Consider the following 2,233-nt stretch of genomic DNA (forward strand, 5'->3'; position numbering starts at 1 on the left):
ATGATCTATCAAAACTATATAAGCCTAAATTTAAATAGACTATTTCTAGGAGCTAATATAAGTAGTGGAGGACTAGACTATAACTCATTTATATACTACGACATAGACCACAAGAAAAACAAACTATCTTTTAACCTAGCCTCTAAACTAGCACTAAATAACCTTAGTACCTATCTATGCTTAGATGAGCTAAGAGGAGCTGGTAATGAGATAGATGCAAGGTATTTTAAATATGCTAGAAGTAGATACACTGAATCTGATGTGGAGATAAGGGAGTTAAATTTGGATGTTAAAGAGGAGAAAGAAATTTATAATGTTTATAAGGAAAATAACAGAAATAAATATAACTATATGACACCAATAGACGCCTACCAAAAAGCCACAGATATAATAAACAAATTTAAAAAAGGCATATTTAACACAGAAGATAGCGATAACTCTCACTCTAACCTCTCAAGAGATCTAGTAGAGGCACTAGATACTATAGGTAACAATAACATAAAGGGAGTGTATGTGGGGTGTAAAGCGCCTAAGGAAAAAGAAAGAAGCAAAGATGAAATTCCACCACGCCTAGTCGGTCGTCTAGCTACTACTATAGTAATGGAAGATGGTCTATACATAGGATAAGATATGAAGAAGAAGATTGCATTTATCATCATAGCTCTTTTAGTAGCTGGATCACTATTAATAATAAACAAAGGAAATTTAATGAGTAAAGAAAATTTAATGGATAACACATATACGGTTATAGCCCACAATGGCAGAGAGGTAAAATTTGATAAAAAGACAAATTTAATTGTTTATGACGGAAAAAAGTCAGATAATACGAATAATGATCTTTCTTCAAAACTAGTTCTCGACTCTCGCTCCATCCTAGACTCATCTCCATATAAAAACTATAAACCACTATACTATAACCCTAAACCAAACTCTCTAGGTCAAACAGACTATCTATCTTTTAAACCATGGCTAGACATTAGCTATAAACCAAGCTCAACTAAACTATCACCTTGGACTAAATCAGAAAAAGCTTACTATGAAAGCCTAAAAGATAAAAGAGATAGATATATCTATCTAGTAAAAAGAAGTAACCTAAACTGCACTATGATAGATATACCAGAAGATGCCATAGGTAGAGTAGATAGTGGTGGCAAACTAACCAAGCCAGAGTATGCTGAAATTTATGATGAAGTAAGCTCTAATAGAAAAACTCTAAAATCAGAATTATTTGCAGCAGAGTGGAATATATGTGCTGGAGTATTAGGAAGCACTGTTGGATTTTCAGGAGGAGTTGGATTAGGCTATGCAGGATTTAAAGCAAGAGCATATCAATCAATGTTTCTATCAGCACAGCTTGGTCAAGACGGAGCCTTAGAGGCATTAGCTGACATGTTTCAATACTCTACCTATTTAGTAGGTCTAAACAAAAATTTACAAATGGCTGAAGAATTTAGAAGACTAGCTAAAAATCCTCCATTAGATGAATATGGGATGATGCCTTATTTAGATGAGATAGTGGGGAGCTATTTCGTGATGGATTTTAATAGAAATGGAGTGGCAGCAATGCCAGATAACTCTTTATATAAAGACCTAAGAGAACTCGTAGAAGACAAAGGTAAGCTACTAGACCCTAGAGACCTAGATGCAAACGAGACTACAAGAGAAGAATTTATCTCTTATGTTAAAAGCGAACTCCCTAAATTTCAAGACAGGCTAGAGCTTCCAGGATTTCCTAAGGATTGGGATGATAGAACACTTTCTCTTTTTATCGACTCCACCCTCCTAGAAGCTAAAATAATGTCCCTAACCCCACCAGAGGGATATCCAAATGCACCATACTACAACACACCAGAAGAGCTAACAAGACTATATGAGGCTGGTAAATTAGATAAAAAGCTAAACCCTCTAACACCAGTTATGTATAGAGATAGCTTCCCAGAATATCTTAGGCAAAAGATATTAAGCTACGCTAAAGAGCATAATATAAAGGATTAGAATTTAACATCAAGCAGTAGATTATGGTTTATAGAAGGAAGCATACATTCATATAAACCATATGTCTAATAGCACACCATTTCAACTTTTGCCTTTAATACACTAGCATTTATATTTGTAGCATATGTTCCAAGTAAAATTTTATACTGCTTCTCATGCCCTACTATTTGAGCTATGATATTTGGCTCTACTTCTTGTTGGACAAGCGTATCTATAAAATAGTGCCTAAACGAGTAAA

At 34.4% G+C, this 2,233-nt stretch carries 1 protein-coding gene and 1 pseudogene; both read left to right on the forward strand.

Annotated features, from left to right (window positions below):
• Positions 1–627 (forward strand): annotated as a pseudogene (locus F3G98_RS10545) (hypothetical protein); the annotation flags it as partial.
• 3 nt (positions 628–630) lie between these two features.
• The gene (locus tag F3G98_RS09500; protein WP_149726096.1) at positions 631–1,995 is read left to right on the forward strand and encodes a thioredoxin reductase; all 1,365 of its coding nucleotides are present in this window, start codon (positions 631–633) and stop codon (positions 1,993–1,995) included.
• The last annotated feature ends 238 nt before the right edge of the window (positions 1,996–2,233 follow it).

The organism is Campylobacter concisus (assembly GCF_902460895.1).
GTDB lineage: Bacteria > Campylobacterota > Campylobacteria > Campylobacterales > Campylobacteraceae > Campylobacter_A > Campylobacter_A concisus_BC.

Coding starts and splice junctions, on each gene's coding strand:
- F3G98_RS09500 (WP_149726096.1), top strand. CDS start 631: ATGAAGAAGAAGATTGCATTTATCATCATAGCTCTTTTAGTAGCTGGA.